This window comes from Natronotalea proteinilytica (genome assembly GCF_055379935.1).
The window spans coordinates 363,616-389,063 of sequence record NZ_AP043947.1; the positions used below are offsets into that span (position 1 = coordinate 363,616).

Sequence of the window (25,448 nt, forward strand, 5' to 3'; positions counted from 1 at the left end):
TGAGATGTCATTGCGAGGAGCGTCGCTTCAGCCACAGGCTCTCTTCTCGCGATGACAAGAGGCAAACACATTTTCGCTGAGCTACATAGACAGAGCGTGAGAGTCAACGGAACACAATGCTCTCAACGAGCGACTCACCCAGTTCGTTGTTTAACCGATCGCGCCACTGCGTCCGCTGCAAATGTAGTTCTTGACGCCACGCAGGCGATTCAATTTTAACAAAAAGCTGGTGCCCCTTCATCCACACGCTTTCCGTAACGTTATTGATTTGAGGCCCAACGAGCATCGCCCATGCTTCAATCACACGGGCCTCGTCAATCTTTCCTCCTGTATCCAACTCTCGTACCACGTCAGGCAGTAAGTCGCCCAGCCGTTTTGGCGTATCTCCTGTACTCATAGCACTGTACGCGTTTGATGCGTAGCAACAATGGTTTGCTGTGTGAAGAAATAATAACGAGCCTGTGAGGGCATCGTTCGGAGCGGTATACCTGGAAAACGAGACGAAATGGGTGTTACATTACGTTGGTAAAGAGCGGCTACCCCCACAACTCGGTTCTGCAAGCCGTGTACGGTGCTATTTTGTATTCTGTTGTTTTGCTTCGCGTTGTCTCCGTTGATCTATGATGCTTAACGTGCGTTCTCTTGATTCCGTTCGATGGCCTGCGCTTTGCAGCCTCATTGCAGGGCTTGCCTTGCTTACGGTTAGTGGCATGTCTACCGCTGCAGCCACCTCAGTAAATGATACCCCCGCGGTTCTTGCTACCGACACGGTACGCGTCACGCTCCAAAGTGCCATCGTCCGAGCACTAGAAGAAAGTCCAGAAGTCGGCCAGCGCGAGGCAAGGCGCGATTTTGCTGATGCCCGCTTTTCAGAGGCGCGAGCCAGCCGGTTTGCGACCAACTTCCGGATTGAAACAGCCCACTCTATTGCGCCCAGCCTTGATATTCCGTCTGACTACGACGGCCCCAACAGCGAGTTATACTTGAATCCCAATGTTGAAAATGACTGGCGGATTCAGAGCCTGCGCCCATTTAACCGTTTCGAGGTTGTATTGCAACAACCACTATGGACTTGGGGCGAGCTCTCAGGACAAATCGAAGCTGCTGAGCATGGAGCCGTGGTTGAGGAGGCGCGGATCCAAGAAAAGCAACTGGAGGTGGCTTTTCGGGCTGGGGAGACCTATCAGAACGTACTCCTGACCAACGCGCTGAAAGAGCTTTCTGAAGAAGCCGAATCGCTGTTACGTCAGGCGCGCCGGGAAGTGCAAAGTCTGCTCGATGAAGGCGATCCGGATGTTGAGGAGGCCGATCTGTTTCAATTAGACCTGGCAGAGCAAGAGTTCGAGCGCCGTACCGTAGAGGTGAATGAGCAGCAGGCCACCGCCCGGTCAGCGTTAAGACGTCAGCTTATGTTAGACGAGGGAACGTCGCTGGCGCTTGCGGAGGAACGCTTGGAGCCGCTCTCGCTCGAAATTTTAGGCGACTCGCTGGCATTCTACGAAGATGCTGCTCAGCGACATCGACCGGAGTTTCGACAAACCGAAGCCGGAATGGCAGCGCGTGAGGCGCTTGTTGATGTTGCGCGTTCGGACTTTTATCCCAAGCTGGCGATGCAGGCTTCCTACAGCATTAGCTTTACTCCGGGCCGCTTTCGGCAACCCAATGCATTTGTCAGTGACTCATTTCGTGGACAGGGAACGCGTACTGGATTTGGCATTCGGCAGAATCTGAACTTCTACCAGACGCGCGCCCGCGTCCGACAGGCCGAGGCCGAGCGAAACGAGGTTGCCTTCCAGCAAGAGGTGGCCGATGAGTTTATCGCCTTTGAGGTCGAGGAGGCATTTCGCCGGGTACGTATCGCCAAAAACCGCGTTGAATCGCTCAATGAGTCTGTTCGAACCACGCGCGAGTGGTTGCGCACCGAACAAATTGACTTCGACCTGGACTTTGGGGACCCCCAAAACTTGATACGTGCTGTGCAGGCCAATCTCGAAACTCGGGCCGAATATTACGAAGCTGTGCAGCGCTACAACATCGCTGTGCTTCGTTTGCTACGAACAGCAGGGATACTTACGAAAGATGCACAGCGCGGCATGCTTATTGAAACCGAGTAGCATGCGATCACCGACACGATATTCATACCCCCTATTTTGCTATGTGGTCTTTTCTTTCTATTCGCACCGGACTCGTTGCCGCACTCATTATGATGATGAGTGTGCCCGCTTTGGCGCAGCAAGGCACTGCACCCAACGACGAAGACGCCATTCGCGATATGCTTGAACAGCGTGATGCAGAAATCAAGTCGATCCTTGATGGCGACCGGGCCGACTTTACAGATGAACAGCGCAATGAACTCATGACGCTCATCAATGGCGTGATTGACTTTCGTGCTATGGGGCAGCACGCGCTTGGTCCGTTCTGGGGAGATCTTTCCGAAGAGCAGCGCGACGAGTTTGTCGATGTCTTCCGCGATGTGGTTCGCCTGCAGTCTATGGCTGATCTGGAGGTGTACAACTCGGAGGTTTCGTATGAGCACATCGATGTAGAAGGAGACAGCGCATTCGTGCGCACCATCACTCGGTACCAGGGCACCCAAACCCCCGTTGATTATGTGCTTGCCCGTCAAGGAGATACGTGGCTGGCGCAAGATATCATTGTAGATGAAGTAAGCACCGCTGAGGGCTATGCGCGGTCTTTTCAACGCGTGATGCGTCGCCGAGGCTTTGATTCGTTGATGAACAGCCTGGAGCAACGTCGCGAGCGGGCTCAGCAAGAGTCGCAGGAGCAGTCTGCAAGTCAATAAGCGCTATTAGGCGGATGAGCGGCTTGCTGGAGTGACATGCTGCAGCAGGTCGTTCGCTGAATCTATCGCTTGCAACCGATGGAGTGCTGGGAACGGAGCAAACAGGTGCTCCTCAGGTACGACGTCATGCCGTTGGTTGGACGGGGCTGCATTCGACTTTACAACGCATGAGATTGTGCGCCAAGAGTACGTCCTCCCTGTAGTCATAGTCTATGCACACAACTTGAGATGGTGATAATCGCTGATGATCGCTTGCCTGTCCTGAACTCGATTCAGGATCTGGATGCCATTCGAAGGGGGGCGTTCGAGTTGAAAGGGAGCTTTCGTCTCCAGCACCGTCCCCCCGACACGTCATCCTGAACTTGATTCAGGATCCATGTTGCGGGAGAGCGCCGAAGCGTACGGATTAGGAACCAACTTGCGAACCAAAATCTGTTACGATACGCTGTTGCACTGCTTGCAAGGCTGTCGCCTGTTCTGGATCCTGGATCGCGCTCGCAGGCTCGCTTGCCTGTTCTGAACTCGATTCAGGATCTGGATGACGTTCGGGAGGTAGGCATTTGGGTTGAAAGGGAGCTTTCGTCTCCAGCACCGTCCCCCCGACACGTCATCCTGAACTTGATTCAGGATCCATGTTGCGGGAGAGCGCCGAAGCGTACGGATTAGGAACCAACTTACGAACCAAAACCTGTTACGATACGCTGTTGCACTGCTTGCAAGGCTGTCGCCTGTTCTGGATCCTGGATCGCGCTCGCAGGCTCGCTTGCCTGTTCTGAACTCGATTCAGGATCTGGATGACGTTCGGGAGGTAGGCATTTGGGTTGAAAGGGAGCTTTCGTCTCCAGCACCGTCCCCCCGACACGTCATCCTGAACTTGATTCAGGATCCATGTTGCGGGAGAGCGCCGAAGCGTACGGATTAGGAACCAACTTACGAACCAAAACCTGTTACGATACGCTGTTGCACTGCTTGCAAGGCTGTCGCCTGTTCTGGATCCTGGATCGCGCTCGCAGGCTCGCTTGCCTGTTCTGAACTCGATTCAGGATCTGGATGACGTTCGGGAGGTAGGCATTTGGGTTGAAAGGGAGCTTTCGTCTCCAGCACCGTCCCCCCGACACGTCATCCTGAACTTGATTCAGGATCCATGTTGCGGGAGAGCGCCGAAGCGTACGGATTAGGAACCAACTTACGAACCAAAATCTGTTACGATACGCTGTTGCACTGCTTGCAAGGCTGTCGCCTGTTCTGGATCCTGGATCGCGCTCGCAGGCTCGCTTGTCCAGGATGACATTCGAGGAGGTGGCGTTCGAGTTGAAAGGGAACTTTTGTCTCCAGCACCGTCCCCCGACACGTCATCCTGAACTTGATTCAGGATCCATGTTGCGGGAGAGCGCCGAAGCGTACGGATTAGGAACCAACTTACGAACCAAAATCTGTTACGATACGCTGTTGCACTGCTTGCAAGGCTGTCGCCTGTTCTGGATCCTGGATCGCGCTCGCAGGCTCGCTTGCCTGTTCTGAACTCGATTCAGGATCTGGATGACGTTCGGGAGGTAGGCATTTGGGTTGAAAGGGAACTTTCGTCTCCAGCACCGTCCCCCCGACACGTCATCCTGAACTTGATTCAGGATCCACTCGTCCGAGCAGACGCCCAGGTGGGTTCTTTTTGTGGGTCCAACAGTCTCTCATTGAACAGACGGTGGAGGAGTCAAATTTCCCATCAACGAAATACCAGAGACAAAGTTATGTGCAAGGATTAGCCCTGTAGTCGGGGCGCTTCGCTGCACTCACAATGATACATTCGCGGGATCCGCTTACGTGTATTGGAGCCCTGATCGTCACCAAACATTGATGTGCTCCACTACGCATGCCAAAGCAGAAGGGCCAGCCAGCCAGGATCAGCAACATGCATGTGAATCCAATAGACGAAACTGGCCAGCGCAAGACTGCTCGGTGTAAGTGCGGTAAGGGGAGGCATAAGCCAGACAGGAATTCGGCTGGTGCGGTAGATGTCGTATCCTGTTCGTACCCCCATCCAGGCAAGGATCAGTCCTGCACCTCCGGCTAAGGCGACAAGTATATAGGGTGGAAGCGAGAACGATGCGATCACAACAGCAAGCAGCCAGGGAAGCACGAGCCACCCTGGCATCAGGGCAAGCGTCATGGTCTGGAGCCATGAAAGAGGAGACGGCGCCCACCGTGAGCTAAGCGAAGCAATCAGTGCCCACACGGCAACTCCGGCAAGAAAAATCCCTCCACCTACAGCTACTACAGAGAAGGGAGCGCCAAGAAGGGCTTCGATGTGGCTCTGTGCCCCCTTCGAAAGGGGGTCGAAGGCAAGAAAAGCGGCTCGTGTATCGCGCAGTGCATAGAGTAAAGTGCTTCCGCCGGCAATCAGGCCACCCCCGACTCCGAAGAACAACGCCCCCGTAACGCGTGGCGTGACTTCACGCCCCTCGCGCATTGAATCATGATAAAACGTGGGGGTAAACAAATAGCGTTGCATCGTGCGGCGCAGTACTGAGAGTTGAATTAGCATCCACGCTAGTCCCCCCACGAGGAGCCATATGCTCAGTACAACGCTCGAAGGTAGGGAAGACGAGTAGATCTCATTCGAACCGGGGGGCAGAGCAAGCGGAGTTGGGGCCGTATGCGTGGCATCAACAACAACGCGGCCCGCAGGGGTTAATCCATCATGTGTCCATAGCGCTGTAACGAAACGTCCGCGATTCGAGGAGGGAGACCACCCGGCTGTAAACACCGGACTGATATCTCGTTGGTGTGCTTCGGTAAGCGTGTGCTCTACATAGCGAGCCTGAGCTTCAGCCGATCGGGGCACGTTCCAGCCTGCGGGCGCATCAGCCCAGCGCCCCTGAGCGATAGCTCCGATGCCCACCCTGCCAGCATGCACATCCGTCCACTGTTGCCACAACGTGAAAACCGGAGGATGCTCACGCGCATCAACCAGCACGGTAGTAGACGGCTCAAAAGAACACGAAATTGCTGTAGGCGCAAGCGGGACAACGACATAGGGAAGTACCTCCTCCGGCAGGGTTGTGCGAAGTGCCTGCCATTGGTCGCATCCGCGAGCAGAGAATCCGCCGCCCCACCCAATGCCTCGCACCGCCGGGTGGTGAACCCAGTCATCTATCTGGTCGGGATGGTGCACATCCACATACACCTCAATGTTCATGGCAGCAGCGGCCTGCAAAGCGCCCGAGTGCGGGACATGGGTTGAGCGCACCGTCTGCAGTTCATGGTCTTGTAGCGTACGCATCGTGCGCACTTGATCCGCCTCTGATCCTGCTGGTGTCCACACGACTCCATATGGTGAGGCAGTTGCTGTAGGAGGTGATAAGACGCTTCCTGCAATGGCATAAAGGATAGCAAGCGCCAGCACACGGATCATAGAAGGAAGATCTACAAGCATTTAAAGAAACGGTGCAGCACATCAAACAGGGCGGTAGGCATGTCCGGAAGAAACGCCAACATACGCCATGTTATAATGCGTCCCTCTTATGGGGTTCACCCAATTGCAAACAACAACCAACGATTTATCATGACACGCTTTATTTGGATACCGCTTCTCCTTGCACTGTTTTTGGTGCCGGCCACCGCACAGGCCCAAACCGATATTTCGGTTGGTCCGAAAGTGGGGTTTGATCTGGGCGACCTGAACGAACCATACATCGGTGCTGACGTGCGCATTGAATTAGAAGACTTTCCGGTGCGTATCAACCCCATGTTCAACTTTTATTTTGCGCCTGAAAACGTCACGTGGTGGTCTGTTGGGGCAAACGGGCTATTCGATTTTGAACTCGATGATAACGACATCACTCCATACGCTGGGGCAGGTCTTCAGCTTTTCCGTACGTCGGTAAGTGCAGGCGGCTTTACAGCCAGCAGTTCAAATCTTGGGCTAACCGGTGTAGGCGGTGCCGAATTTGACCTTGACGGATTTCGTCCGTTTGTGCAGGCCGAACTCGGAATCATTACGGGATCTGGTACCGGCACGCTGTTTGGAATTGGGGGAGGGGTGTTGTTTGATATATAGCACCCATTTTAGTTGACAATAATTTGTTCTTGCCTTTAGTTTGAGAAGGCTGATCGTAAGAGCAGACGGGCTTTTCAATCAACGCCCGTATTCAATTATGTCCGGATGTTTTCTTGCTTTACGCATTGTTATAGTGCCGTTCCGGGCAAGATTATTTGTTTAACAAACCATCCAACTTTGCTTATGAAACGTTTTACGTGGATCACTTTGGTACTTGCACTTTTTCTCATTCCCACTGTGGCAGACGCGCAGGTTTCGCTTGGCGTCAAAGGGGGATACGATCTTGGAGACATTGAAGAGCCATACGTTGGTGCTGATGCGCGCTTTGCTATTGGTGATGCTCCAATTCGCATCAATCCCACGTTCAATTACTACTTTGCACCTGAAGGAGTAACATTTTGGTCTGCCGGTGCAAATGCGCTCTTTGATTTTGCCGACGCAGATGCTGATGCACGGCCCTATGTAGGAGCCGGCGCGGCGATTTTTAGCCAATCGATTGACACTCAACTTGGGGACTTTAGCACCACAGATTTTGGCGTGACAGGCGTTGGCGGGGCTGAGTTTAACCTTGATGGCATTCGGCCTTTCGTACAAGCTGAGCTCGGAATTGTCTTTGCAGAAGGCGACACCGGAACAAACATTGGTATTGGCGGCGGGGTTCTTTTTGATCTCTGATCCTCCTTTCCGTACACGTTGAGCTTTACGCTTCGGCGCAGCCTGAACATGATTTCGGGTTGCGCCGTTTTCTGTTGCTATTCGTTACACCGCTTCGTTGCACCTTTCCAACCTGCATTCGATATTGCAAGCCACATACTTTCTGACTAACCATATGCCTGATATGCGTCGACTGCTGTATGCTTTTGTGCTTCTCGCTTTTGTTTATGTAAGTGCTCCAACGCCTTCCGAGGCGCAGGTCGGACTTACCGTAGGGCCCCGCGTAAGCGTGGATGTGGGTGACGATCTTGGGGGCGATGATGCGACGCTGGCTCTTGGAGCTGATGTGCGCATCTCCTCAATGGTGCTGCCCTTCACCGTCAATCCGACATACGACTACTATTTCATTGACGGTGATGCTTCGTTCTCTACGCTCAATCTAAACATTCTTTTTCCCTTCGGTATCGACAACCGGATCTTTACTCCCTACAGTGGGGTGGGCGCTGGGGCCGCGTTCTTCAGTAACGGCGACACCCAAAGTGATGTGGGGCTCAATGTACTTGCCGGAGCCGAGTTTGGACTGCTTCCCTTTCGTCCGTTTGTGGAACTCGGATATTCTGTATACTTCACTGAAGGCGATAACCTGAATGCATTCGGGCTTCGGGGCGGGCTGCTGTTTGGGCTTTAGTGTCTATCGATTCGCTACGTTTCATCTGTTAAACAAACTGCGCGTGAGGTGTGATCTGATTCTTTTGCGTTGCCACATGTATTGCAGTGGACTGAAAAACCAAAGAAGAGAGCCTATGCTGATACAATCGTGGAAAAGTGTGGTGCGACACATAAAAAGTGGGCACTTTCAGAATAGAGCACGAGTATAGCTTTCGACCATATTCTCGTGACTTTTTGAACTTACTCTTGATCGTGCTATGAAACAGACACGTATACTCCCAGCCCTATTCATCGTGACCGCTCTGATTTGGACTGGGTTTGCATGGAGCCCTGCTGATCCGGAGCCAGACGAGGCGGTTATCGATAAAATCGAAGCCGTTACCTGGAACCTGGACCCGGCCCACTCGCAGGTCACCTTCGATGTGCGCTACTTGGGCATGAGTCGTATCACCGGCGTCTTCCATGACTTTGATATCGACTTGACGGCCGACCCTGATGATCTAAGCACGCTTGAAACAGAAGCTGTCGTGCAGGTCGGTAGTATTGATACACGCATTGGCGATCGCGACGATCACCTGCGTTCCCCTGATTTCTTCGAAGCGGAGACCTATCCCGAAATGACGTTCGTGAGCACGGAGGTGCGCAACATTGACGGCACCTCGTTTACACTTGTGGGCGACTTGACGATTAAAGACGTAACACAAGAAGTTGAGTTTGATGCCGAGTTTCTTGGCACAGCCGTTGGCATGCAAGGAAATGAGCGGGCTGCCTTCGAAGCAACCACGACCATCGACCGGATGGAGTTCGGCGTAGACTGGAACGAACTCACCGATGCAGGCGGCATCATTGTCGGCCATGATGTCACCATCAATTTGGATCTGCAAATGCTCAAAGCTGAGGAGTAGCACCCCTTATCACACACATCGACTAACGATAAACGAAAGGCCACGCCCATTATTTGGAGCGTGGCCTTTGTGTATATAACAGTTTTTGCATGGCGACCGCTTACATGTTTGCTAGAAAACTGCAGGATAGACCTTTGCATCTGTCCGGATAGGCTCTGCTTTTACGCATAAGTATATGCAGGTAAGTTTCTTACTTCTAGAGGCGTTCTTAACGAGTTAAAGAAAGCAGCCTGCACCGTTTGTGTGTGTCTTTCTGAAAAACCCTTTTACATATGATTAACAGTAAGAGCATATTCAAAGCGTTTTGCTCATTGCTCGTTGCTGGAGCGTTGTGCCTATCGCTTACATCGAACTCACAGGCCCAGTCCGCCAAAAATGCGGTTTATCTTGAACTGGCTGGTAATGGTGCGCTATATACACTCAACTACGATCGGATGGTAACTGACAATGTGAGTGTGCGTGCTGGCAGCATGTTCATGTCGTTGGATGCCGCTGATGAGCAGGGTTCTGCCAGTGCTGGGTTGCTTATCGCTCCACTGATGGGCAACTATTTCATTGGCGATGGAAGCCATAAGTTCGAGTTAGGAGCGGGGCCTGCTATCGTGAACGCTAGTGCATCCACCGACTTTGGCACGTTCGATGAAAGTGGTACCTTTCTTTTCGGGACCGCCACGGCAGGATACCGATTCCAGCCCAACGACGGAGGTTTTGTGTTTCGCATAGGCTTTACGCCGCTGTTTGGTAGCACTGGATTCCTGCCCTGGGCTGGTCTAAGCCTTGGCTACTCTTTCTAACGGTACTTGCACAAGAATTGGCTCAGCATAAAACATTTCAGTCCAAAGCCCCTGCTCTTTAGCACCAAAGAGCAGGGGCTTTGAAATGGGGTGATATGTGGGGCAACAGGATGCGAGTACTGCCCCCGAGCATGGTTAGGGTTAGGGCGATGCAGGAGCAGCATCCGGATCTAGAAACGCGATGGTAGCGCCCCAACTGCTTTTGTCGGTAGCCGGGCGGTGGCGTATCACCAAGTCATCGCGTTCTAGAAGCGCCACCACGCCCTTTCGAAGCCGACCGGTGCCCTTGCCATGGATGATACGCACGCGGTAGATGCCTTTGGCGTGACAGGCGCGCAGGTAATCGGGTACAAGGTCGCCGATTACGTTGGGCTCAAACACGTGCAAGTCTAGCACACCATCCACAGGATACTCAGTCGGTTCAGGCTCTGACATAGCAGGCGCTAACGCTTCTTATTCGTTGGTACGGTCGGTTTCCTCTTCATCGCCATAGATGCGCACCAAGCGTTCGCCATCGGCATCAATGGAGGCGCGGTACATGCCCTCCGTGTTGAACGGCATGGCTACGGTGCCGTCTGCATCCAGTGCGATTACACCACCTGTGCCACCCAAGTCGGGCAGTGCGTCGTGAATGACGGCATCTGCAGCATCAGGCAGGGGCTGCTCGCCGTGTTGCATGCGGGCTGCAATGTCGTGTGCCACTACGCCTCGGATGAAGTACTCGCCATGTCCGGTAGAAGATACGGCACAGGTTTCATTAGCAGCATACGTGCCGGCGCCGATGATGGGAGAATCGCCCACACGTCCAAACTGCTTATTTGTCATGCCGCCGGTAGAAGTGCCCGCCGCCAGATTGCCATCACGATCGAGCGCCACTGCACCTACCGTGCCGAGAGAGACCTCGGCGTCTTCAGAAAGTTGCAGGCTAGAGGTGGCGTCGTCGTTGCGCGCATCGCGAGCGTCTTGCAGGCGACGCTCGGTATGGAAGAACTCATTATCAACGGTTTCGAGGTCGAAGTCAGAGGCAAAGATTTCAGCCCCTTCACCCGCCATCATGACATGGGGCGATTCATCCATGATGGTACGTGCTAGTTGAATGGGGTTGCGGATGGTAGTTACCCCCGTGAGGGCGCCTGCATCGCGGGTGGCGCCATCCATAATAGAGGCATCGAGTTCGACCTGATCATCGCTGGTAAAGACGGCCCCGCGTCCGGCATTGAAGAGTTCATCATCTTCCATCATGACAATAGCGGCTTCGATGGCATCGAGGCTGGTACCGCCATTTTCAAGGACCTCGTATCCCGCATCCAGCGCGTTATTGAGCGCCTGGCGATAGGCGGCGTCCTGCTCGTCGGTGATGGCGTCAGAGGAGATGGTGCCCGCTCCGCCATGAATGGCAAGCGCAACGGGGGCATCAGAAGCCGCATTCGGTTCAGTGCATCCAGTCATAAGTAGCAAACCGGCTGCAGCAAGCAAAAGACCGGTCATGGTGCGTGTTATCGTGGCGTATATGTACCGCATGGTAGACAAAAAGGGAGGGTCAACTGTATACGAAAGCAAACAGATTAAGGGTAACAATGTCCACATCAAGGTAGGAAGTAGTCTGCGGAAACGCCACTATGGGGGATGATCAGAAAGATGAAACGCTGCAGATCCGACACGAAACCGACATAACGGCAGGAGGGACCGTAATTTCACACCGGTTTTCTGTAGTCTATCGGTTTTTTAGGATTGTGGACTGTAATTTGCTCTCATGTAGCGGGCACAGATACGGGCAAAGAGGAACAAGTTGGGGTGTACCGTATTCGTGACAACTTGCATTTGCGTTTGGTTTAGCTAAGCGCGAACATAAAGGACGGCGCGAATAAGAAATCGGGCCAGAGCGTCCGCCCTCAGCTTACGCGTTAGCGTTTACGTAGCAACCATTGCAGATATATGGCGAAGGAAAAGACCGAAGTAGTCACCAAAAAGCGGAAAAAGGACACCAAGTCCTTCAACCGATACGATGCGCTCCAAGACATGAGTGATGAAGATCTCATGTCGCAGTTCCAGGCTGGAACCGTCGAGGCATTCAACATCCTCGTAGAGCGGTATTCCGACCGGCTTATGCAGTACCTCTATCGCTTTCTGGGCGATATGAAGCGCTGCGAAGACTTGTTGCAGGAAACATTCCTGCGCGTTCACCGGAACCGGCACTCGTACCGTCGGATTGCCAAGTTTTCGACGTGGCTCTACACCATTGCCGGAAACCTTGCGCGGTCAGAATACCGCAAGCGCAAGCGCCGCCGGATGCAGTCCATCCAGTCGGTGAACCGGGATAACGAGGAGTACGAGATGGAAATCCCGGATGAGTCGTTCTCGCCCGATAAGCATGCGGAGAGCACGATTCAGGATCACTACATTCAGGAAGCCATGAACGAGATACCACCGGCCTTCCGCGAAGTGGTGGTGCTGCGCGACATCCAGCAGCTGGCCTATGATGAGATTGCGGAGATCACGGGCCTGCCTATGGGTACTGTGAAGAGTCGCATCAACCGGGGACGTACAAAGTTGCAGGCGCTCCTGAAAGATGTGTATCCGTTTGAAGGCGAAAGCTAACGGCTGCATCCATACGGTTGGAGGATGAGCACCGGCATAGATAGGGTGTCTCCACTACATTACGTGCGCCTCGCTAATGGCTTCCATTAGCGGGGCGCTTTTTCTTTGTGCCGTGGCGCGTGCCTATTGCGCTTTCATAGTGCTGTGTCACAGGTCAATTTTGCTTGTCTCCTCGTGTCGATGCTCTGAGTCGACACGTTCTCAAGACGCTCCTGCGGTGCAATCTCATGCTATCAGACCGGATACAACTGCCCGAGCAACGGCATGAGATCGCCGCGTCAGTCGCAGGCTCACTCCTTGCGATGACAATGTTATGGTATGGAGTGGACTCGCGTTGAAGCATCTCAACCCAAATGTTCTGTCATGTTGAGCAAGCGGAGGGCCCCCAGGGCCCGAAGCGCGTCGAAACATCTCCTCGGCGCTCAGCAGCTACTGGCAAACCAACAGTCCTGCCCAGTTCGTGGGAGATCTTTACTCACTGCGTTCGTCAGTCGCTACGCTCGTGTCAGGACTCCGCACCTGCTAGACGCAGTTGCTCCGCTCAAGATGACATCATTAAGACGGGAGTGTTGCAACCCGAAGATTGACCTGTGACAGAACAGTAGGGCGTGCCTCTGGTGCATTGCGACAAGGAGATGTGGGGTGTTAGATGAGTAGCGATCTTATGCCGCTGATGGAGCGGGGAGGCGTAGCACGGCGGCGTCGAGCATCTCGCGGGCTTCTTTGACAAGCGGACGGTGGCAAGTGAACAGCACGATCTGTCGTGTGGACTCCCACGACTTCAGGATTTCGTAGCCCGCCTGGCGACGTTCGGTATCCCAGTTCACAAACACCTCGTCTAAGAACATGGGAAGCGCCTCATGGTCGGCGTCGAGGTGGTCGACGATGGCCATGCGCAACGCCAGGTAGATCTGGTCGCGGGTGCCCCGGCTTAGCGGCGGTCCAACCGGCACCACATCGTCGTGAGCTGCAGGATGCACGACGAGTCGGTCGTCTTCTTCGCGCCACTCCATGCGCTCGTAGCGCCCGTTGGTAATGGTAGCAATGTGGGTCGAGGCGCGCTGTATCACATCCGGCTGGTGCTTCATGCGAAACTCGTGGTCGGCGCGGCGGATGAGAGTAGCCATGAGCATGAGCCGGTCGCGCTCGGTACGTACACGATCCAGCTCGGCCTCTACGGCTTCGATATCGCTTTGCAGCGTGGCCATAGTGGGTTTGTTGACAAGACGCTCGTACTCGGCGTCGAGCTCGGCGCGTCTTTCATTGGCGTCGTGCAAGGCGTCGTGAATCGCGTCGAGGCGTTCGCTGCGGGTGATGCGGGCTTCGTCAGTGAAGAAAAACGCGTCAGTATCGCCTAGGCGCTGAATTTCTTCGCGGGCGGCTTGCCACTCGGGGTGTTCGCGCTTGAGCTGCTCGCGGGCATTCTCGGCACGGCGGGCGGCAGCGCGACGCTGGTTCAGCGTTTGAACACCGGCGCTCCAATCGCCATTGCCCAGCCTCTCGATGGGGGCGCGTAGTGCCTCCATCTGCTCTTGGATCGTTGCCCGTTCGCTTTCAATAGCTGTGATCTGTTTGTTCAGAGAGGGGAGCACGTCCTCAGCGGTTTCGGCAGCGGCAACGCGTGGTCGGGCATTCTGCAGGCGTTCGGCAAGCGCCCGCACCTGCGTTCGCCAGGCGTCGTGGGTGTCGTACAGATCGGTGCTGTGCACCTGGTTCACGAGGATGTCCCAGGCGGCCTGCTCTTCCTGGAACCGGTTGGTGTGCTGCTCTACCTGGTTCTGCGCCCGCTCGGCATCATGCACGGCACGCTGTAAGCGCTCCAGGTCGTGGGCCAGGTCTGCGTTGGGGCTGTCCAGACGGTCTTCGGGCAGTGGCACATCTGAAAGAAGCTCGTGGACGGCAGCACGTCGCTCGCGGGTGGTGGTGGTCAGTGCATCCAGCTCGAGTGCCTGCAGCCGATGGGCAAGCTCCTCGTTATAGCGACGGCTATGCCAGGCCCACACGGCTCCGGCTACGGTGGCGGTGCCGCCCATAGACAGAGCAATGACTGATGTCCAGACCAAGCCAATTAAGAGCAGCGCCAATCCTGCTACGCCCAGCACATACGGCGGCACAAGACTGCGCTCTGCCTCCCCCTGCAGCCCCATGCTTTGCGCCTGCGTACGGGCTTCGCGCTCGTCGGCAGCCGCTTCGGTGTATGCGTAAATGCGGGAGCGAATTTCGGGAAGGTTCAACGCCTTTACGGCCTCGGTCCACTTCGGACTCCAAGGTTCGGTCAGGCAGCTGGCGGACCGTTCAAGTTCGGCGTACGCGGCATCGGCGTCTTCCTTAGCTTGGGCAGCGGCTTCTCGTTCATTTTCCGCCTGGTCGATGCGTTGGGTCCATGCTTCGATGGCCGGGGCATGTTGTATCAGCGCACGGTCTTGCTCGGTACATGCTGCTAACGCGGCCTCATGCGCCTCGCGGTCGGCGTGCAGTTGATCCAGCTGATCGGATAGCGCGTCAAGACGCTCGGTGAGGGCCTTGTGTTCGGCATCGGGATCGTTGATGTGTGTGTACGGGCTCAAGTCGCCCGCCTCGGCTTCGTTGCGTTTGATGTGCTGCAACAAGGTGTAGACCGGACGCAACCGCTCATCGCGCAGCCGGTCGATGCGCAGCTGGCGTTGCTCGGCCTTCAGCGTCTCGATGCGTTCGGCTACGGTGCGGCGTTGTTCGCGCAGGCTGCGTAGGGTGTTGTCGCGCTGGCGTGCTTCCTTGAGTGCCTGGTAAAGCTCATCACGCGTTTCCGCGAGAGTGGTGGCCTCTGGGGTGCCTTGGCGGTCGGGGCGCCATAACGCGTCGGCTTCCGCCTGGAGTTCGGTGCTTACCGTGCGAGCCGACCGTACAAAGTCAACGCTTAACGATCCTAAGAGGCGATCCTGAATTTCGTCCCAGGCGTTTTGCTCGTGCAGCGTAACCAGATCGCCTAACGTGAGCGCGTACACGGCTTTGTAGATGTCGCGCGAGACGTGGGTTACCGGTGCCAGTGGGTTGTTGCTGATCGTACTGGTTGAGCCGTTGGTGTTGGTAAGACGCCCGTACGGATTGCTGCGCAAGCGGCGCGCTACGGTAAGTGTGCCGCCATCGTGCAGGCGGGCCTGCAGTTTTCCGCCCAGCGCATCGCCATTGTAGGGCGTATAGGGGTGATCGTTGGCCACCGGTGGATGGATGCCGTAGAGCATCGCCGTAAAAAACGAGAAGAGCGCTGTTTTTCCGGCTTCGTTGGGGCCGTACACCACCACGACAGGCGCATCGAGGTCGGGGAACGACACGTCGTGGAGTGGACCGTACGCGTCGATGGTGCAGGCAGTAAGGCGCATCAGCAGAAGGGGCGACGGGTCAGAGAGACGGTGAGGCGGAGCACGGGGGTTACGGAGTGTCTGCAGCGTCGGGGATGAGACGAGCAATGGCACGACGGTCCATGGCATTGAGCAGACGGCCTAGGTAGGCGCGGCGTTCGGTGGGGGCAGCGTGCAGTGCCTGAGCCCAGTCGATATCGGCAGCCAGGGCGTCGAGCGTATCGGGATCGTCGTGGGCTCGGTCAATCAGGGCAAGCACCTCGCCAGCCAGGTGGGGTTCGCCGCGGTGCCGATCGACCTCAACGGGGCGCGTTAGGTCGTCTAGATGCACGTCTACATCCAGCACGTTGAGTCGGGCCTTGAGGCGGGCGGCGATCTCGCGGCGGTCGCTGCGGCGGTGCAGCATTGGGGCCAGCGGGCACTCGCCGTGCAGCACCAAACGGATCATCCATTCGGAGGCTACAGCCTGGGTTTGTATAGGACGCAACGCAGCCCGGACGGTGTCGATGAAGGCGTCGACCGAGTGCACCGTCTCTAGCTCCGAAAGGTGCACCGTCTCCCATCGGATAGGCGCCAGCGGCTGCACCGTTACATCGGCAGGGCCCTCTGGGGGGATGCGCACGAGCAGGCCACCCTTTACACCTGTTTCCTCCGGATGCCGGCCCTGAAGGTTGCCGGCATAGTATGCAGGCACGTCGGCTTCCACCTGCTGACCTCGATGGATGTGCCCAAGCGCCCAGTATGTGTAGCCCAGGCGCTGCAGGTCGGATACGGAACAGGGGGCATAGCGGTCGTGTGCGTCGGCGCCATCGGCCGTATCGATGTGCGCATGCATTAGCCCGATGGTGGGCACGTTGGGATCGGCCTCGGGAAATCGAATAGCGAGGTTTTCCGAGACTTGCTTGCGCGGATGGCCTACAGCCACCACCTGTCCGATCCGTTGGCCGCTGTCGTTATGCAGCGGAATCGTTTGTGGATCTGCCGTGCGTACCACGTGAACGTTGGCAGGCCAATCGAGCGCCGCTATGCGTCCATGTGCGTGACCAGGATCATGCGTGCCGGTGGCATACACCACCGGGATGTCATGCGTCTCTAGCCGACGTAGATGCGAGAGCAGACGTTCTTCGGTTGGCAGGCTGAGGCGGGCAGCGTCTAGCAGGTCGCCTGCGATAAGTACGGCATCTACAGAGGTGGTGCAGGCCCGGTCGATAGCGCGCTCAAAGGCAGTGTGCTGCGCCTCGCGTAGTTGCCGACGCAGTCCGGGCGTGCGGCCTGCATACAGGGCATCGAAGTGAACGTCGGCAAGATGCAAGAGCGTAAGCATGGCGCAAGCGGGCGGTCAGCGGGTGAAAGAGTGCAACGGCGGATACGGTAGTCGTTCAGCGCGTCGTTACACGACCTGGGCCAAGAGCGCAAGCCCACCAAAAATGGCCACCAGTACAAGCGTAGCGATGATAATCTGTCGTTTTACACGTCGGTTCATGGCATGTAGAGGATGATGATACAACAGGGGGAGTTCTGTAGTCGGTGTACGCTGTTAAGATCCGAGGTGGACGGCGGTTTTGCAAGTCGGATGTGTGAGTGGAACTCGAAATGCACGCAGAGATGGGCCGCCACCATAGAAAAAGCCCCACTATCTGGAGCGACAGCGGGGCTTCGGAGCCAACGACCGGACTCGAACCGGTGACCTGTCCCTTACGAGGGGACTGCTCTACCAACTGAGCTACGTTGGCTGGTGATTATGGGTAGCACAGCAGGCACGCAAGTCGGTATCAAATGATCCGGGAGGGGATGGGGGAGGCGCCAGTTTCATCATGGATTTACGACGCGTGGGACACGTGCCCATTCATCCGGTCGCAGGCTGGTTAAGGTTAGATTCAAGCATTGGAGCCAAGTACTCCCATACGTTGTCGGCCACAATGCGTTGGCCTTCAGCGGTTGGGTGAATGCCATCGGCCTGGTTGAGGTCGGGCTCGCCCCCTACACCGTCGAGCACAAACGGGATAAGGGTAACGGCGTCGTGGGCGTTCGCCACATCCGGAAAGACGTCACGGAACGCGTCGGCGTACTCCTGGCCCATATTCGGGGGGACTTGCATGCCAGCTAATAACACCTGCGCATTGGGGTAGCGGGCCTGGGTGGTGTCAACCATAGCCATAAGGTTCGATCGCGTCGTTTGCGGGTCGATGCCGCGCAGACCGTCGTTGCCGCCCAACTCCAGCACCACAATGTCAACGGGCGTCTGCAAGAGCCAGGGGAGTCGGTTGAGGCCGCCGGCGGTGGTGTCGCCACTGAGTCCGGCATTGGTGATGTGCACATCCCACCCCTGGTCGTCGGCCCGTTCTTGCAAGCGCGCGGGGAACGATTCATCCGGGTCTAACCCATATCCCGCCGCAATGCTGTTGCCAATCACGAGCACATGCACAGCGGCCTCTTCGGCTGCGCTTTCATCAATGGCTTCATCAACGGCCTCCTCGGCTTCTGCTTCAGGAGCATGTTCAGCAGGAGCTTCTGCAGGGGGCGGCGTATCGGCGGTCTCCTCAGCCTGATTGGAACGATCCGGTCCGCATCCAACGAGAACAAGAACACTGAAAAGTACGAGCAGGTATAGGCGCCACGTTGTCATTATGCTACCGGGATAATCGTTAGATAACACGCTCGGTACTCACCTGCTCTTGATTGAGGAAGTTTCGTATATGCACGAATCAGTGCTTCGCGTCCGTAACGTGACGCAAACGTTTACCAGTGGATCCAAAACGCTCACCGTACTCAACAATGTGTCGTTCGATATTGAGAGCGGTACGTCGTGTGCGATTGTCGGGCCTTCGGGCAGTGGAAAAACGACGCTGTTGGGATTGTGCGCCGGGCTCGACCGACCTACCGAGGGCACCGTGGAGCTCTGTGGAACGGACTTAGGGCCGCTTGATGAGGATGAACGCGCGGCGGTGCGTAATCAGTATGTCGGCTTTGTATTTCAGACGTTTCGGCTCCTGCCTACGCTTACGGCACTTGAAAATGTGATGGTGCCTGCCGAGTTGCGTGGCCGCTCCGAGGCGCGTTCCCGAGCGCAAGAGCTTCTGCAGCGTGTAGGGCTGGGCGATCGGCTCGATCACTATCCGAACCAGCTTTCGGGCGGCGAGCAGCAGCGGGTTGCCCTGGCTCGGGCGTTCATCAACACACCCCGCATCCTGTTTGCGGATGAACCCACAGGCAACTTGGATGAAGAGACAGCGGCTACCATTGAAGATCTGCTCTTCGAGCTCAACGAAACGGCGGATACTACGCTGGTGCTTGTAACGCACGATCTGGCCCTGGCCGACCGTACCGACCGACAACTCCGCTTGCGTGGCGGACACGTGGTAACAGCTTCTGAATCGGAGCCTGCAGTTGTGTAGAAGCGGGTGTAGAGGTGCCTACCCGTCAAAAAGAGATCGGCCTTACGCCGCCGCCGCGCACTTCGCTTCTGCCGTAGCAAGCGCCTGTTTCAGATCGCTCCAGAGATCTGCTTCGGCCTCTAAGCCCACCGACAGACGAATAAGTCCAGGCGTAATGCCGTGGTCTGACTTTGCCGTATCGTCGACGACACCGTGCGTCAGCGAGGCCGGATGCTGAATCAGCGAGTCGGTTGAGCCTAGACTGACCGCGGCGGTGATCGTTGCGACGGCTTCGACGGTAGCGCGGGCCACCTCGTAGTTCTGCACGTCGAAAGCAATGAGTGTGCCGGGCCCGTCCATCTGCGTGGCGTAGCAGGGCGCGGCATCGTGGCTTGGAAAGTGCAGGGCCTGCACCATTGGATGGGCTGCGAGGCGATCAGCAAGCGCTGTGGCGGTGTCTTGGGACCGAAACACGCGGGTGGGAAGGGTCGGCATGCTGCGGTGCATCAGGTAGGCGGCCTGTGGATGCAAGAGCGCACCGGTGGCCACGCGCACATGGCGCAGCGCGGCGGCCCAGTCGGCATCTGATGTGGAGACCACGCCTCCCATCACGTCGCCGTGCCCGCCTAAGAACTTGGTGGCGCTGTGCAAAGAGAGGGTAGCCCCATGCTCAAGCGGACGCTGAATAACGGGGGGCGCAAACGTCGAATCCACCATGACCGGAACCGAACCAGCCTGCGCAACAACGCCCTCGATGTCTATCAGATCGAGCGTTGGGTTCGCCGGGGTCTCGATAATAACGAGGGCTGTGTTCGGACGAAGCGCCTCTGCAATAGCCTCCGGGCGGACCCACGATACGTCGACATCCAGCATGTTGCTGGTGAGCAGGTGGTCGGTCGTGCCATAAATTGGACGCACAGCCACTACATGCGGCGGCGTGCTGGTGTCCTCGCGCAGGGTCCTTGTAGCCAGAAGCACAGCGGTTACAGCGGCCATGCCTGATGCGTACGCCACGGTATCGGATGCCCCCTCAAGTTCGGCCACGGCCTGTTCAGCGCGGGCTACCGTTGGGTTGTAGAGACGCGCGTAGACAGGTGTGTCTGCCGAGGCTGCGCCGTGGGCCAGGTCGTGCAGGCTCTCGGCAGCCGTCTCCATATCCTCAAACGGATACGTACTCGACAGGTCAATGGGCGGCGCGTGCTTGCCCATCGCATAAATGCTCTGACGGCCCGCGTGAACAGCGGTGGTATGACAATCGGAATGCGACATGGCACTACAGGGCGTGGGATCTTCAGGACAAGTGTACTATATATTCGGAAGCGCTTACGGGTTGTGTCAATAGTTCCGAATTATATTCGGAAAAGTCGCTTATGCCGTTGCTTGACGAAACTGACTGCGCTATTTTGCGGACTTTGCAGAAGAATGCGCGCATCCAAAATAAGACGCTTGCAGAAAAGGTGGGGATTGCCGAATCCACCTGCCTGGAGCGGGTGCGCAGTCTGCGTGAGCGGGGCGTGATTACCGGATACCGCACCACGGTGGATGCAGAGGCGCTTGGCATTGGTGTACAGGCGATGGTGGCGGTACAACTGCGCAGCCACTCGCGCACGACGGTCGAGCAGTTTCAGCGGGCCGCTACGAACCGGCCGGAGGTGGTGGGGTGCTATCATCTGGGAGGGCGCACCGACTTTATGCTGCATGTGGCTGTGCGAGATCCCGGCCACCTGCGCGACCTGATCCTGAGTGCGTTCACCACGCGCGAAGAGGTGCAGCAGGTGGAAACCTCACTCATCTACGACCAGCAGCACACCGATGCGTGGCCCATCTATCCCGAGGCACGGCAGTAGTGCAGAATGGTTTTTTGGTCGTGGTTGAATTGGACGCCTCTCAGCGCGGACCACTCATATTCAGCATGGCCGCGCGGTACGATGTGCCCTGTGTGTCTGCTAACACAAGCCTGTTCGTAGGCGCGTGTTGAGATGCTTCACTGCGTTCAGCATGAGGAACTTGGGAATGTTTGATGCTGAAGCTAAGTAGGGCAGTCAAAGTACGTTAGATGGTTTTCCTTGGCGGTTTCGTTTGAGAGCAACGTGGTAGCCCGCAGAAGATCCCAGATCAGATCCTAGATCTACGCTTCGCCTGTCCTGAACTTGCCTGCCCCGGACGGCGCCTGTGCTGAACTTGATTCAGTAATCCGGGGATTCAGGATCTGGATGAGTTCGTAGGAGGACGGTGTCAAATGCGACACCAATCACCTCAAATCTAGCGCCTTCCTCCCGACCCGTCATCCTGGACAAGCGAGCTTGCGAGCGCGATCCAGGATCCACAGCAAGGCGGCAGCCTTTCGCTGCAAATACATACCTGCTGAGATACTTTTGTGGGTCTACTTAGAACGCTCCAGTGCCCCCAAACCGCCGTCTGATTCTTTACGTCGGATTGGTACTTCGACCGCAACGCGTCCATTCGTCCGTTGCGACGCAGAGGGGCCGTAGGTCATGCCTCTTGATGGATCGCGACGAGTGTTCGATGGATAGGGGTACTGGTTTTCTATCCCAAACTTTCAGGTGTGACAGCGCACTTACATACCGAATGAAGGCTTTTGCTTACAACAGCACATCGGGCTTTTCAAGTGCTACAATACCGGGCTCTTCATCAAGTGTAATCAGATACACGCGATCGTCGGTCACCTTGAAGTTACGTGTCGGAGCAGGAAGCGATACAGCAAACTCATAGGCACCCGTTGTCTTGTCGTATACATCGAGGCGAGTGCTGGTCACGACATCGACCATATCGTTTTCCTCGTCTACAATAGATCCTGAATGAAGGGCGTAGACGTACTGATCGTCCGTGTCTATATTCAAGGTCATTAGTGGATAAATGTCGACTGGTGGGGCCATCATTTCGACCCCGTATTCCCGCCCCACGAAGTCAGGAGGGTCTACATTGTGAGGCTCCGAGGTATTGAATAGAATCTCGCCCGACTCCGAAAGTGCAATGATGTGGCTTGCATGTCTGAAGCTCAGATAAATGGCGTTCTCATCAATCACGGTTTGCCCTTGCTTAGCTATCGTATTCTCACGGAAGGGAGCAAAAGCTTCGCCAAAGTCATCCAGAGGAGCCTCCCACAATAGATCTCCCACGGCAACCCGATTATCTTCATCGGTTACAAGCCTATGAACAACAGCCAAGACATTCGGCTGATCAAAAGAACGTTGTAGAAGCATGTCGCCATCAATCCCTGGAAAGCCGGGAATACGCTGGTCCAGGCGATGTAAAAACTCACCTGTGTCAGGATAGAAAAGAGACATAAGTTGATTTTCGACATCCCGAACGGCTAAGTAGCGGTCCTTGATGATATCTACACTACCCAACCTCTGAATCTCCCCTGGGCCTGTACCTAATCGTCCGACATGTCGTTGAAAATCCCCATCGGCCGCGCCGAATACCCACACTGGACGTTCCCCCTGAAAGTCGCCAATGTATAACGAGCCGTTGTGTACTGCCATCTTTTGCGGATCGGCCAGGAGGTAGTCAGGATGGTTTTCCGAATCAACGTGCCATATCTCCTCCCATTCTGGATTGATGATATCAGTTTTTGAGGGATAGGTCTCTTGCGGTATAAGACTGTGTGAGTGAGAGAACGCAAATGTGTCCTGGCTTAGATGAAATCTGCCACCTGTACACGCAAGGGCAATAATGCTCGTAAGAAGTAAAAAATTAGCAAGACGCATAAGTAGAGATTCGCTAGAGGAATTAAATAACACTGGGAACCAGGAAGAGGAGCGCCTCAAAAAGATGCGCTCCTCTTCCTTACGACAACTCAAAAAAGAGTACCATCCTCAAGGCTGTTCGATTTCGATAGGGCCCGAGATTGTGGCATTGCCGTAAAATTTGATCCCCCATAGTTCGAAGCACTTAGTGGAACTATCTTCACACACAATCTCAATATCACTATTCTGGAGTATGTTGGTCATAAGCCCAGCATCAACTAGATTAGAGCATGATCAAGTCCCGATCGTTGTGTAATTGGCGTTCTGCCAGATCTTCATATTAGGCGGCAACAGCCGCTGGTTGTTGCTTCGACGTCGTCGAGGCCTCCGGAGCGACCGGCTCCATGTCCAGCCGACGCTTCCACTCGAAGAACTCGTCCATGATGAGGTAGCGTCGGCCGGTGGACCATTCCTCATGCTGTTCCGCACACAGAGCGCCGATCAGACGCTGGGCTGATGCGAGGTTCGGAAAGATGCGAATGACGGTTTCTCGCCGCCGAATCTCCTCGATAAACCGCTCCACCATGTTTGTTGTCCGAAGGCGACGGCGGTACTTCGCGGGAAGCCTCAAAACCGCGGTCGCGTCCTCGAAGCCAGCCTCTAAAACCTTCAGGGCTTGGTCGGCCTCGCCTTGCAGTTCGTCACAGGCGGCTCTAACGGCTTCTCGGGCTCGTTCTGGGGAGCAGGCCCCGAGCACCTGGTCAAGTATCTCGTGCATCCGCTCACGTAGCGTCGCGGGCGTCTGGTCGATCACATTGCGCCGAAAATGTACACCGAGGAATTCCTCGGTATGACAGCGTTGCCAGATCAAATCGGGAAAGGCCGATGCCAGAGCGCTTCGCAATCCTTCGTGAGCATCACTGGTGGCCACTTCAACGCCAGAAAGGCCGCGGCGCTTCAGGCCCTCGATAAACCGGCGCCAACCTTCCCCAGTCTCTCCAAACGCCGTCTCAAGCCCCAGGATCTCACGATGACCGGCCTCATTGATGCCCACCGCCAGCATCACCGTTGTCGATCGGACCGCCCCTTGACGGCGAACCTTCACTTGCATCGCGTCGAGGACCAAAAACGGGTAGCTCTTCTCCAGCGGCCTTTTGGCCCAGGCCTCGACCTGTCCGTCAAGTTCAGTGGTGAGCCGGGAGACGGTGGACTTGCTAAACTTGCGTCCGCACAGCTTGGTCGTGATCTTCTTCACGCGACGCGTGCTCACGCCCTGCACGACCATCTGCATCAGCGCCAGCACCAAGGCCTTCTCTGACCGTTGGTATCGCTGGAAGAGTCGGGTTTGAAACGTCCCATCCCGATCGCGAGGGACCTCCAGGTTGATCGTTCCGACTCGCGTGGTGAGCTGCCGCTTGTACGACCCGTTGCGGTAGCCCTGCCGCGTGTCGGTCCGCTGGTCCGATTCGGCGCCCAGGTGTTCGGTCATCTCCGCTTGCAGCATCTGGTTCAGGATCGGCTCCAGCAGCGCTGCCATGCCACAGTCGCTGCGAAGATCGCCGCGAAGCAGGTGTTGGATCTTTTCGTCGTCGATTGTAATCTCAAAAGTAGCCATCGTTAGTATGTTGGTTGGTTTTGGTTGGTCTCGCTTCCAACCTGGCAAAACGCGATGGCTTTTTCTACTCGCTCGCCTCAATTACACAAGATTACGGACTCAACCTAGAGCATGTAACATCAGAGGACAAAACAGCTTCTGCAGAAGGACCCACTTCTCCAGGTACTACCAAAAGATTATACAGAGTGTTCTTCATCCAGAGCGTAGGAAGACGTATCTGCATGCGCTGCAGAAACCCCTAAGCATGTGACAGCGAAAATAAGAAAGGTCGCGAGGAATCCACCTCGCTGAAGATTCAAGTCAGTCATAATACGTGTTAGACTTTGAATGATAAAGATTATATTTACTTCACGAGGAGGGTACAAGAAAAAAAAGAATATCAAACAAGTCTATGTCGGTTCATAGTTTCTTGATATTTGGGTTCGATTGAAGCGTTCGTTGTCTCCTTTGGTCTCTATACATTTCGGTGGGGCCCCTTGGGCTCCGCTCACAGATAACAGCGTATGACAGGGAGCGTTGCCACTCCGAGGTTGCCCTTTGACAGAGCACTATCCGCTTCTCGCAGTACAGCACGTAAAGATAGTTGGTCGTGGTTGAATCGGACGTTGTCGTCCGCCGTCTTGAAGACGGATCCGTTCGTTATTCTAACGTCGAGAGGCAGACGCACCTCAGCGCCGGCTGCTCATACCCAGCATGACCCATGAGAAAAACGCGGGGGCGAAGACGCTTGGCATGGGTCCATTTAACGGGTTATCACTCCCCCACCTTATCAGTTGACCTTATCAATTGAAGGCGCCGTATACTTTGGAAGACCCATTGTTCACGTTAATTACACGCGCTTAATTTGCCATTGTGAGGGGGGGTAAAATGAGGCACATTTGATATTGCCTTTCTGTACAGTGGTCCGTTCGACATTGTTAAGGCTGCCCTGGGG

At 55.7% G+C, this 25,448-nt stretch carries 20 protein-coding genes and 1 tRNA gene; 10 read left to right on the forward strand and 11 right to left on the reverse strand.

The features are described 5' to 3' along the window. Window positions 1-103 precede the first annotated feature (103 nt). Window positions 104-397: a DciA family protein gene (locus ACZ5AL_RS01710; RefSeq protein ID WP_464511754.1), complete on the reverse strand. Its 294-nt coding sequence runs from the start codon at window positions 395-397 to the stop codon at window positions 104-106. A 313-nt stretch (window positions 398-710) separates the two neighbouring features. On the opposite strand from ACZ5AL_RS01710, the gene ACZ5AL_RS01715 reads away from it, so the two are divergent. Next, entirely contained in the window at window positions 711-2,114 is a 1,404-nt protein-coding gene (locus tag ACZ5AL_RS01715; RefSeq protein WP_464511755.1) for a TolC family protein, read from the forward strand. A 41-nt stretch (window positions 2,115-2,155) separates the two neighbouring features. Continuing rightward, entirely contained in the window at window positions 2,156-2,803 is a 648-nt protein-coding gene (locus ACZ5AL_RS01720; protein WP_464511756.1) for an MlaC/ttg2D family ABC transporter substrate-binding protein, read from the forward strand. Between the two features lie 1,861 nt (window positions 2,804-4,664). Here the strand turns inward: ACZ5AL_RS01720 and ACZ5AL_RS01725 are convergent. Further along, window positions 4,665-6,233, reverse strand: a complete 1,569-nt coding sequence (locus ACZ5AL_RS01725) for a hypothetical protein (protein WP_464511758.1) — start codon at window positions 6,231-6,233, stop codon at window positions 4,665-4,667. Between the two features lie 129 nt (window positions 6,234-6,362). Between ACZ5AL_RS01725 and ACZ5AL_RS01730 the strand changes: the two genes are divergently transcribed. The 5 genes from ACZ5AL_RS01730 (at window position 6,363) to ACZ5AL_RS01750 (ending at window position 9,879) form a co-directional block, all read left to right on the forward strand. Continuing rightward, window positions 6,363-6,857, forward strand: a complete 495-nt coding sequence (locus ACZ5AL_RS01730) for an outer membrane protein (protein WP_464511759.1) — start codon at window positions 6,363-6,365, stop codon at window positions 6,855-6,857. Window positions 6,858-7,040: 183 nt separating this feature from the next. Next, on the forward strand, window positions 7,041-7,532 hold the full coding sequence (locus ACZ5AL_RS01735) for an outer membrane beta-barrel protein (RefSeq protein WP_464511760.1): 492 nt from the start codon (window positions 7,041-7,043) through the stop codon (window positions 7,530-7,532). Window positions 7,533-7,695: 163 nt separating this feature from the next. Further along, a complete protein-coding gene (locus tag ACZ5AL_RS01740) occupies window positions 7,696-8,199 on the forward strand; it encodes a hypothetical protein (protein ID WP_464511762.1) in 504 nt (167 codons plus the stop codon). A 274-nt stretch (window positions 8,200-8,473) separates the two neighbouring features. Then, window positions 8,474-9,085, forward strand: a complete 612-nt coding sequence (locus ACZ5AL_RS01745; protein ID WP_464511763.1) for a YceI family protein — start codon at window positions 8,474-8,476, stop codon at window positions 9,083-9,085. Window positions 9,086-9,357: 272 nt separating this feature from the next. Continuing rightward, window positions 9,358-9,879 (forward strand): hypothetical protein, encoded by a 522-nt coding sequence (locus ACZ5AL_RS01750; protein WP_464511764.1) that lies wholly within the window; start codon window positions 9,358-9,360, stop codon window positions 9,877-9,879. 141 nt (window positions 9,880-10,020) lie between these two features. On the opposite strand, the gene ACZ5AL_RS01755 is transcribed toward ACZ5AL_RS01750, so the two are convergent. Both ACZ5AL_RS01755 and ACZ5AL_RS01760 read right to left on the reverse strand, forming a co-directional pair. Next, window positions 10,021-10,314: a Smr/MutS family protein gene (locus ACZ5AL_RS01755; protein ID WP_464511766.1), complete on the reverse strand. Its 294-nt coding sequence runs from the start codon at window positions 10,312-10,314 to the stop codon at window positions 10,021-10,023. Window positions 10,315-10,332: 18 nt separating this feature from the next. Then, entirely contained in the window at window positions 10,333-11,400 is a 1,068-nt protein-coding gene (locus ACZ5AL_RS01760) for an isoaspartyl peptidase/L-asparaginase family protein (protein ID WP_464511767.1), read from the reverse strand. Window positions 11,401-11,814: 414 nt separating this feature from the next. Here ACZ5AL_RS01760 and ACZ5AL_RS01765 point away from each other — a divergent pair, with 414 nt between their 5' ends. Continuing rightward, on the forward strand, window positions 11,815-12,477 hold the full coding sequence (locus tag ACZ5AL_RS01765) for an RNA polymerase sigma factor (protein WP_464511768.1): 663 nt from the start codon (window positions 11,815-11,817) through the stop codon (window positions 12,475-12,477). Between the two features lie 662 nt (window positions 12,478-13,139). Here the strand turns inward: ACZ5AL_RS01765 and ACZ5AL_RS01770 are convergent. From ACZ5AL_RS01770 to ACZ5AL_RS01785, 4 genes are all read right to left on the reverse strand, one after another. Beyond that, entirely contained in the window at window positions 13,140-15,836 is a 2,697-nt protein-coding gene (locus ACZ5AL_RS01770; RefSeq protein WP_464511770.1) for an AAA family ATPase, read from the reverse strand. A gap of 49 nt (window positions 15,837-15,885) precedes the next feature. Further along, entirely contained in the window at window positions 15,886-17,139 is a 1,254-nt protein-coding gene (locus tag ACZ5AL_RS01775; RefSeq protein ID WP_464511771.1) for a metallophosphoesterase family protein, read from the reverse strand. Window positions 17,140-17,475: 336 nt separating this feature from the next. Next, a tRNA-Thr gene (locus tag ACZ5AL_RS01780) sits at window positions 17,476-17,548 on the reverse strand. A 113-nt stretch (window positions 17,549-17,661) separates the two neighbouring features. Beyond that, window positions 17,662-18,441 (reverse strand): arylesterase, encoded by a 780-nt coding sequence (locus ACZ5AL_RS01785; protein WP_464511772.1) that lies wholly within the window; start codon window positions 18,439-18,441, stop codon window positions 17,662-17,664. A gap of 70 nt (window positions 18,442-18,511) precedes the next feature. Here ACZ5AL_RS01785 and ACZ5AL_RS01790 point away from each other — a divergent pair, with 70 nt between their 5' ends. Beyond that, a complete protein-coding gene (locus ACZ5AL_RS01790) occupies window positions 18,512-19,210 on the forward strand; it encodes an ABC transporter ATP-binding protein (protein WP_464511774.1) in 699 nt (232 codons plus the stop codon). A 42-nt stretch (window positions 19,211-19,252) separates the two neighbouring features. Here the strand turns inward: ACZ5AL_RS01790 and ACZ5AL_RS01795 are convergent, their stop codons facing one another. Next, window positions 19,253-20,458: a trans-sulfuration enzyme family protein gene (locus tag ACZ5AL_RS01795; RefSeq protein WP_464511775.1), complete on the reverse strand. Its 1,206-nt coding sequence runs from the start codon at window positions 20,456-20,458 to the stop codon at window positions 19,253-19,255. 101 nt (window positions 20,459-20,559) lie between these two features. Between ACZ5AL_RS01795 and ACZ5AL_RS01800 the strand changes: the two genes are divergently transcribed. Further along, entirely contained in the window at window positions 20,560-21,036 is a 477-nt protein-coding gene (locus ACZ5AL_RS01800) for an Lrp/AsnC family transcriptional regulator (RefSeq protein WP_464511776.1), read from the forward strand. A 756-nt stretch (window positions 21,037-21,792) separates the two neighbouring features. Here the strand turns inward: ACZ5AL_RS01800 and ACZ5AL_RS01805 are convergent. Together ACZ5AL_RS01805 and ACZ5AL_RS01810 are read right to left on the reverse strand one after the other, a co-directional pair. Next, window positions 21,793-22,920, reverse strand: a complete 1,128-nt coding sequence (locus ACZ5AL_RS01805; RefSeq protein ID WP_464511778.1) for a 6-bladed beta-propeller — start codon at window positions 22,918-22,920, stop codon at window positions 21,793-21,795. A 319-nt stretch (window positions 22,921-23,239) separates the two neighbouring features. After that, window positions 23,240-24,514 (reverse strand): IS256 family transposase, encoded by a 1,275-nt coding sequence (locus ACZ5AL_RS01810; RefSeq protein ID WP_464510708.1) that lies wholly within the window; start codon window positions 24,512-24,514, stop codon window positions 23,240-23,242. Between the last annotated feature and the right edge of the window lie 934 nt (window positions 24,515-25,448).

Bases quoted from the DNA above. Each gene is read 5' to 3' on its own strand.
- ACZ5AL_RS01770 (WP_464511770.1), bottom strand. From the start codon at position 15,836: ATGCGCCTTACTGCCTGCACCATCGACGCGTACGGTCCACTCCACGAC.
- ACZ5AL_RS01725 (WP_464511758.1), bottom strand. From the start codon at position 6,233: ATGCTTGTAGATCTTCCTTCTATGATCCGTGTGCTGGCGCTTGCTATC.
- ACZ5AL_RS01750 (WP_464511764.1), top strand. From the start codon at position 9,358: ATGATTAACAGTAAGAGCATATTCAAAGCGTTTTGCTCATTGCTCGTT.
- ACZ5AL_RS01795 (WP_464511775.1), bottom strand. From the start codon at position 20,458: ATGTCGCATTCCGATTGTCATACCACCGCTGTTCACGCGGGCCGTCAG.
- ACZ5AL_RS01735 (WP_464511760.1), top strand. From the start codon at position 7,041: ATGAAACGTTTTACGTGGATCACTTTGGTACTTGCACTTTTTCTCATT.
- ACZ5AL_RS01785 (WP_464511772.1), bottom strand. From the start codon at position 18,441: ATGACAACGTGGCGCCTATACCTGCTCGTACTTTTCAGTGTTCTTGTT.
- ACZ5AL_RS01715 (WP_464511755.1), top strand. From the start codon at position 711: ATGTCTACCGCTGCAGCCACCTCAGTAAATGATACCCCCGCGGTTCTT.
- ACZ5AL_RS01765 (WP_464511768.1), top strand. From the start codon at position 11,815: ATGGCGAAGGAAAAGACCGAAGTAGTCACCAAAAAGCGGAAAAAGGAC.
- ACZ5AL_RS01730 (WP_464511759.1), top strand. From the start codon at position 6,363: ATGACACGCTTTATTTGGATACCGCTTCTCCTTGCACTGTTTTTGGTG.
- ACZ5AL_RS01800 (WP_464511776.1), top strand. From the start codon at position 20,560: ATGCCGTTGCTTGACGAAACTGACTGCGCTATTTTGCGGACTTTGCAG.
- ACZ5AL_RS01710 (WP_464511754.1), bottom strand. From the start codon at position 397: ATGAGTACAGGAGATACGCCAAAACGGCTGGGCGACTTACTGCCTGAC.
- ACZ5AL_RS01790 (WP_464511774.1), top strand. From the start codon at position 18,512: ATGCACGAATCAGTGCTTCGCGTCCGTAACGTGACGCAAACGTTTACC.
- ACZ5AL_RS01760 (WP_464511767.1), bottom strand. From the start codon at position 11,400: ATGCGGTACATATACGCCACGATAACACGCACCATGACCGGTCTTTTG.
- ACZ5AL_RS01740 (WP_464511762.1), top strand. From the start codon at position 7,696: ATGCGTCGACTGCTGTATGCTTTTGTGCTTCTCGCTTTTGTTTATGTA.
- ACZ5AL_RS01775 (WP_464511771.1), bottom strand. From the start codon at position 17,139: ATGCTTACGCTCTTGCATCTTGCCGACGTTCACTTCGATGCCCTGTAT.
- ACZ5AL_RS01805 (WP_464511778.1), bottom strand. From the start codon at position 22,920: ATGCGTCTTGCTAATTTTTTACTTCTTACGAGCATTATTGCCCTTGCG.
- ACZ5AL_RS01755 (WP_464511766.1), bottom strand. From the start codon at position 10,314: ATGTCAGAGCCTGAACCGACTGAGTATCCTGTGGATGGTGTGCTAGAC.
- ACZ5AL_RS01810 (WP_464510708.1), bottom strand. From the start codon at position 24,514: ATGGCTACTTTTGAGATTACAATCGACGACGAAAAGATCCAACACCTG.
- ACZ5AL_RS01720 (WP_464511756.1), top strand. From the start codon at position 2,156: ATGTGGTCTTTTCTTTCTATTCGCACCGGACTCGTTGCCGCACTCATT.